At 38.3% G+C, this 7,059-nt stretch carries 4 protein-coding genes and 1 pseudogene; 1 reads left to right on the top strand and 4 read right to left on the bottom strand.

Annotated features, from left to right (window positions below):
* Nucleotides 1-107 (top strand): annotated as a pseudogene (locus L2764_RS25040) (IS30-like element ISVsa7 family transposase); the annotation flags it as partial.
* 257 nt (nt 108-364) lie between these two features.
* On the opposite strand, the gene L2764_RS25045 reads toward L2764_RS25040, so the two are convergent.
* From L2764_RS25045 to bla, 4 genes are all read right to left on the bottom strand, one after another.
* Nucleotides 365-1,141, bottom strand: coding sequence for a hypothetical protein (locus L2764_RS25045; protein WP_248943086.1), 777 nt, complete (start codon nt 1,139-1,141; stop codon nt 365-367).
* Nucleotides 1,142-1,234: 93 nt separating this feature from the next.
* Nucleotides 1,235-4,900, bottom strand: a complete 3,666-nt coding sequence (locus tag L2764_RS25050; protein ID WP_248943087.1) for a type III secretion system effector BopA family protein — start codon at nt 4,898-4,900, stop codon at nt 1,235-1,237.
* 15 nt (nt 4,901-4,915) lie between these two features.
* On the bottom strand, nt 4,916-5,317 hold the full coding sequence (gene sicP, locus L2764_RS25055; protein ID WP_248943088.1) for a chaperone SicP: 402 nt from the start codon (nt 5,315-5,317) through the stop codon (nt 4,916-4,918).
* Nucleotides 5,318-5,603: 286 nt separating this feature from the next.
* Complete coding sequence (gene bla, locus L2764_RS25060) at nt 5,604-6,527, bottom strand: class A beta-lactamase (protein ID WP_376708493.1); 924 nt, start codon at nt 6,525-6,527, stop codon at nt 5,604-5,606.
* Between the last annotated feature and the right edge of the window lie 532 nt (nt 6,528-7,059).

Consider the following 7,059-nt stretch of genomic DNA (forward strand, 5'->3'; position numbering starts at 1 on the left):
CCAATGCTGAATTTTTAATTAACATGAGGCCAAGAAAGGCGTTAAACTTTCTCAGTCCTTATGAGTTTTTAACAGGTAAACGTGTGTCGCTTATTGCTGAGATCTAGGAATAGCTTGCTTAGTGTCTTTATTTTTGTCACAACCTCATCATGATATGAACGTTTTATTGTTTGCGCTGCTAACCAAGTGTTTTTTTCTTTTAAGCCCCATTTGGGGAATAAAGTATCCATTTTATGTTTTCCAAATATTCTTTGGAAAGATTAAACGTGAAGCCGTGACAAAAAACAAGATGTTCTTGGTTTGTATATGGGCATTACGTTAATTAGCTGAATAAAGCCTCCCTGCTTTGTTAAAAAAATAATGATTATTCTATGTCAAAATCTTCAAATAATTGAGCGAGCTCATTGTTGGATATATCAGAATCATTGTCTAAATGATTAATATCAACACCGGCTTCCATAAAATCTGTATTTTCCATGTGTTCATTTTGAGTCACATTATCCATTTTTAGGAGTTGGCAATATTGTTCGTAATTAATGTCAGTTTCAAGTATTTTTTGATTATTAATAATAAACTTAATAGAGTTCATTCCCATTTTAATTGACATTTTCTCTTTTGAACTTTCAAGTAGAAGTAATTTTAAAGTCTCAAAGTTTTCAATGGTTTTAAATAAATCATCAATTTCATTGTCCATGTGTAAATAATGAAGGTACTGATCTGTTGTCATTGACGTGGTTTGAAAACGATATCCATCAATATTAAAGCTTAGATTTTCAGAGTTAATGTCGATATTGATTTTTTCTTTACTTCCGGGATCTGCTAACGCTTTTAAGGCCATAAAATTATTAATAAGCTGGTTTGAATACTCTTTTTCTGTGGCCTGGCTTAAGTCAAACATGTCTAGGTTACTTTTTAAGTATTCCATTGCTTGATGTTTTTGACTGCCGCAAAAAAGAATATCAATGATTTTTTCAAAGAAACTCAGTGTAGTGGCATTATCCACATTACCAGCCAAAATATCGTTTATGCGTTCTTTATTCAGTACCGTTCCATCGAATAAATTTTTTAATTGAGATAATGGATCTTCTGCAATATTAAATTGATATGTTAAGTTGGTGGATATATTACTATTTGTTTCCATTTTTCTACCTCCTTTTAAGTTAAATATTATGATGAATGAAAGTGCCCTCAGTTGATGAGGGCACTTGGTGAGACTATCTTCTAGTCAATTTAATTAAACTTTGACGTTCTCTACAGGTGTTGATACGAAAACTTGAGTCATAATGCTAAGCGTATGCTGAAGTTGTTCTGTGCTAAAGCCGTATCCTTTGAGGGCTTGTTGTGCTTTTTCAATGATGGTGGGATCGCTCTCGGTGATACCATTATCGAGTTGTGTTTGTGTTGTTTGAGCTTGCTGTAAAATAAGTTGTTGAAATATAGCACTTTGAGTGCTTTCAGGTTCTTTATTTAATGCTTTAAGCATTTCTGCTTTCTTATTCTCGTCGATGTTTAGCGCCTTTATAGCATCAGATTTATTGAGCTTAATCTTATTAAGCGCTTCATTTAACCGCTGCTCTGTCATGGCTTCTTTTACTTTCGCTTGTGCCTCTTTTAAACCAAGGGGATCAGCAAAAGGAACTGAGGCGAGCCAGTTGAGCAGACTTTGGCTGGTAAATATGCCAGCAGTCGCGCCACCGACACCTAAAATTGCAGCAAGAATGATAGCGGCTGCGCCGCCTGTTCCGACGGTCAATAAACCAAATCCTACCGCTGCTGCCGACATAGCTACAATACTTGTAGCGGTAATCGCGAAGGTGGCGACTTTGGCTTTAGTGGAGGAAAATTGCCACCAATTTGTCATATCAGTGACAAAGCGGTTTACGGCGCCTTTGGTGCCAACTTCAAATACATCTCGATTAACGGTACCTAAACTTTGCACTGCATTACGCTGCGCCATATAAGTGCCCATTTGTGCCGTTCGCGCTTTTAAGCCACCGGTACTGTTAATCGCATGCATCAAGGCATTAGCCATGACTTCAGTATCTCGATGTTTTACCACTTGCTGCGCTGCTATTTTTTGAGCCTTAACTTCCATGAGCCCTCCAATTGCACCGGTAAGCAACTTGCCTCCAGGGATGAAATGGCCAGCAACCCCTGTTAGCAGGCGTGCACCGATCCCTTGTCCTGATGCGCCCTGCGCTGCCCCTGCAACATAAGGTGCAAGACGAGCCATATGCAGTAGAGCAATCATTTCAGGTGTCATTTCCAAGCCGGCTTCAGTGGGGATGAGCTCTCTTTTGCCCAATAGAACATCGGTTACTTGGTTTTCGACTGTGCCTGTTTGCCAGCTAGTTTTGACAAAATTGGCGAACTCAGTTCCAAAAGTACCCGGTGATGAGCTGATAATGTTATAGGCTTGGGTTAAATCACCGGCTAACTCTCGTGCTTCTACTGGGTGATTCATCGCCCATGCATGTAAGTTAGTCGCGGCGATTTTCACCCTTTCAACCATGTCTTTCGTTTCAGGAATGGCTAAGTTTTCTAAGCTTTCAAGAGCACCGCCACTGTACTTTTGATATAAGTGGCCATAAGCCTCTTTCACGCTGCTCATATTATTATTGGCGAGTTGCCGCTCTAAAATGAGTTCTTGCATGCTTGCTTGGTATTTAGGGGACAATTCGCCTGCAAATGTTTGTCCCGCCCAACTTTGCCAAGCATCAAAGCTGTTATAGGCTCCTTGATGGGGGTATCCGCCTAATTTAGGCGCTTGAGTATCAAATTGTTTTAACTCGAGTAAAGTTTTGTGGTATTCGAGTTTATTTTGTTTAATGCCTTCATCAAACATCGCTATGGCTGGCTGGTCCTTCGGGTTGTTAGGATCGAGCTTTGCCTTCATGGTTAATATGGTTCTGAGCTGATTATTCCTATCTTTTAACGTTGTGGTAAATTCAATATATTTTGCTTGATTTGCTTGCGCTTTTGCGCTTTTTAGTGACTTCACGCCTTCTGATATTGTTTGGGTGATTGCCTTGGTGCGCGTTAGTGCTTTAATCGCAGTGAACTCCTGATTTAAAGCATCCATTGAAGTGAGGAGTTGCTCGTTAAATTGAGCAATGGTCTCCATACCCGTTAATTTCTGCTGAAGTTGTTTGGTGAGTAACTGATCTCCAGGCAGTTGTGTAATTAAATGTTTTATGTCTTGAATATATTGTTTATTGAGCTCTACAAGGATCTTCAAGTCAGCAGTATATTGCTGAGGGTTTTGTTTAAAAAGATCAAATAATTCATTTTCAGTGATGCCTGAATTATTTGCTAGTGCTCTTGATAAGGCCATCTTAGGAGATAGACTATAGAGGCGTTGCTCAATCGTTAAAAATTGATGAGCAGCTTCTGCTAAACCGGCTTCAGATTGAGTGATGATTTGAAATCCAGTACTGGTCTGTTGTACACCTGATTTCGGGTCTAATTGTTGTAATAAGTTTTGTGTGATTTCTGGTGTTAGAAATCCTTTTTGCTGTTCTTTTCTCGGTGTTATTAGTACCTTGAATTGCTGAGTTAATTGTTTGGCTTCCTGGACGGGCTTAAATTCTTGACGCACTTGTTTTAAATCTTGTTGTAAACAAGCTTCAGCCCACCGGTTAGAATCTTTGAATAATTTGAGTGCAGCCCCAGCTTGCTGAGCATCTTTAAGATGAGGTAGTGTTTCTTCAAGGCTCAAATCTGGCGAAAAATGTGTGATTAGCTGCGTGAGTAACTCAACTTTGGGTAAATTGACTCCCTTGTAGATTGCAGCACTTAAACGCTCTTTTAATGCTACTCGCGGCTCTTCAATGGGGAGTTGATGGAAAAGATCGAAACAAGTATGTATCTGTTGAGTTGTTAGACCGCGTTGCAGTGTGTCAGGTAGGCTGTTGTGGAATTCTTTTATTTCTGTATGTAATTCTTGTTCATAACCTTTTTTCAATTCATTGAAGACTAGGCTAAATTGTTGTGCTTTTTTGTATTCTTTTAGTGCATTTTGATAAAGGACATTTACAGCGTCGGGTTTTTCGACTCCGTTATATTCGTGATCTATCTGCTGCAATAATGACAGTAAAGCATTTGCTGTTGGTTTGTAGGTGAGAAATAAACTTTGAAATATAGTCGCTTTGGCTGGAACTGGGGCACTAGGATCAGCGTTGACTAAAATTTGTGCTACTTTGGTTGGGATATCGGTTTGATTTAATAACTCATTATACCGATCGAGTTTAGTTTGAATGGCAGTCGTTTTAGTATCTGTGGCGGCAAACCAACCTAAGTCTAATGTTAGTGTTTGCGGTATTTTAGCTTCTTGAAATTGTGATAACTTCTGAGAAAAGTCTTGGTGGTGCTGAGTGCCCACTTGAGGCAGTTGAGGTATTTTTTTAGGAGCAGGGGCTAAAACATGAATAAAACCATCTTCTTCATTCGGGGCATTGGGCGCTATAGGGAGATCTTTGACCGTTAATGGATTCGCTTGATTTGCAATTGCTGTTTGTAAGGCTTTGATATCCACATGTGTTTCAGCTAGATCCATTAAGGTTTTAACTGTACGTTCAGTGAGGGGTTTGGCACCATTGACGTCAATAAGTGGACTCTCTTTTATTACACTAGACACATCTTGGCCATGGCGTTCACTGATAGCCGCTAAAAATTGTGTGACTGCATTTTTATTTTTGACTTTAGAATTATCAACATGCTCTTGTACTGCTGTCAAATCTTTGAGTAAGGGAATATGGCTTAATGTTGAGAGGACTTTTTCTTTAAATCCCATTTTAGCCGTGATGAGTTGAGTGCCTGTTTCTGTTGCACTTACATGCATGGGAGTGTCAGAAAGTTCATTCTGAGGGATTTGGGAAAAACGACTTAAATCTAATGTCATTATTATTACCTGTTGTCAAATTGGTTGAGTGATTAAGTTTGTGTCTTTTATTTTCAATAATAAGCCATCATAAGTATCAACAATGGTTTCTAAGGTATTGAAAATAAATTCATCTGTATTTGGTATGTCGACAGAATGGATATAAAGTAAGGTATTTGTTTTTTTCTCGTAGCAGAGTCCTCCCAATTGATTTTCGAGTAAAAATAAATTAGTTGCTGAATACCATTCCCAGAGTGGAGAGGATATGTCAGTGTTAATTTCACCTAGCATGCAATAAAATAGCCAACATGTTTCTTTTTTTCGAATTGAAATTATTAAACTTTCGTCCATAATGAGCAGGCACTGTTCATTGGTATCAAAATGTAACGGTAAACCTAATGATTGGCCAAGATTTGCTAATAATTTATTGGATTCCATATGAAGTAACCTATTATAAATGAATATGTAATTGGGTCAGTCTGGCGGTGATCATAGAGTGATGTGGCAGATATATATATAAGGTATAGACCTTATATCGAGCAATAATTATTGCGTAAAGCCATTACTCTTGAGTTGCTATTTTTATTTTTATATTAAAATTAATAGGTTAATAGGTTTGTTGTAATTTATTTGAAATCTATTATGTCTTTTTGTTCGTTGTTGATGGAAGTATTTAATACCCAAAGTGTTTGGGCATTAATATGATGAGTTATGTTTTTTAGGTTTACGGGATAGGTCTCATGATATTTAATACGTTAGTGGTTATTTCTTGTATAAGTTGATTATTGTGTTTAGCATCAATCTCTTTTTGCACATAATAAATGCTAAGGATTAAAGGCTCACTGTTTTGTGGCCAGATAATCGCAATATCATTGGTGGCACCAAAGCGCCCACTGCCTGTTTTATCACCGACTATCCAAGAATTTGGTACACTGGCACGAATTTTCGTGTCGCCAGTGGTGTTATCAATAAGCCAATTTTTCAGCTTTTGTCTTTGTGTTTTTGCTAATGCATTCCCAAGGATTAACTTCTTGAGACTTGATGTCATTGCGGCCGGGGTCGTGGTGTCTTGGCTTTCTCCAGGATAAACAAGGTTTAGCTTGGGTTCTAAGCGAGTGAGGTTAAAGTGTTTATCATTAATGCTGCGAGCAAAAGCGGTGATCTTATTAGGGCCGCCAAGCTGTTCGATTAACAGATTAACAGCGGTATTATCACTATATTTGAGCGCTGCGGCGCACAAAGCATTAATCGTCATACCTGTTTGAATATGCTTTGAGGTAATGGGGGCATAGCCCGAGTTATTCACTTGTTGCTCGGTATAAACAACCCTCTTATTTAATAAGCCATTATCTGACTCGCTTTTTTTTAAAATAGCGGCAACGGCCATGACTTTAAAGGTACTTGCAAAAGGAAAGCGCTCATTAGCGCGATAACTGAGTACGCTATTGTTGTGGGTATTAATGAATGACATACCTATACGGCCACCATATTGCTTCTCAAGGGCGAAGAGTTGTGTTGTTATTTGAGCGTCGGCGTTCGGCTCCGATAGTGCGGTGTTGACTTGTTCCGTTTTTAACGCTGTTGTGGCATATGATATGAGAGGTGTAATTAGTAACAGTAATACGCTAACTAAGCAGCGTGTCATTATTTTTGTAAATAACATTTTATTCTCTACTGGACTGATGATGCATATCGGTTTATTAGAACATATTTTGACTATGGTTTGATGTTGAATAAGGGAGTGTGAGTGCCAAAAGTGGCGAGAAAGAAAAATATCATGCTTTTATGATGTCATTTTAATGGTGATAAATTTAACGGTAAATGGAATGACCGATTTTTTGATTAAAGGGTTAAATAGGCGTGTCTTTGGTTCTTTGTTTAATGACATCAAAAATGGAGGTAAATTAGCGAGCAATACTTTGATATGCGATACAAGTGGGAGCCACTATTATGTTTGGTCTTTAGTTGTAAACGCTAATGCAGGATATCATTAGTTGATGCACAAAAAGGAGAGAAAGTCATCAATGTGAATTTTATACATAATGATGTTGCTTCTCCTTACCAAGGAGGCAGGGCGGGAGCATACTTTGTCGGATAATTAACCAAAGAAAACTTTTGCCCTGTAATCATCGTCCCAACTCGCCTTTTTTAGCTTATTTCGCTGACTTGGCGCACCGCAA

The organism is Shewanella surugensis, assembly GCF_023284005.1.
GTDB lineage: Bacteria > Pseudomonadota > Gammaproteobacteria > Enterobacterales > Shewanellaceae > Shewanella > Shewanella surugensis.

Bases quoted from the DNA above. Each gene is read 5' to 3' on its own strand.
- L2764_RS25045 (WP_248943086.1), bottom strand. From the start codon at position 1,141: ATGGAAACAAATAGTAATATATCCACCAACTTAACATATCAATTTAAT.
- L2764_RS25050 (WP_248943087.1), bottom strand. From the start codon at position 4,900: ATGACATTAGATTTAAGTCGTTTTTCCCAAATCCCTCAGAATGAACTT.
- sicP (WP_248943088.1), bottom strand. From the start codon at position 5,317: ATGGAATCCAATAAATTATTAGCAAATCTTGGCCAATCATTAGGTTTA.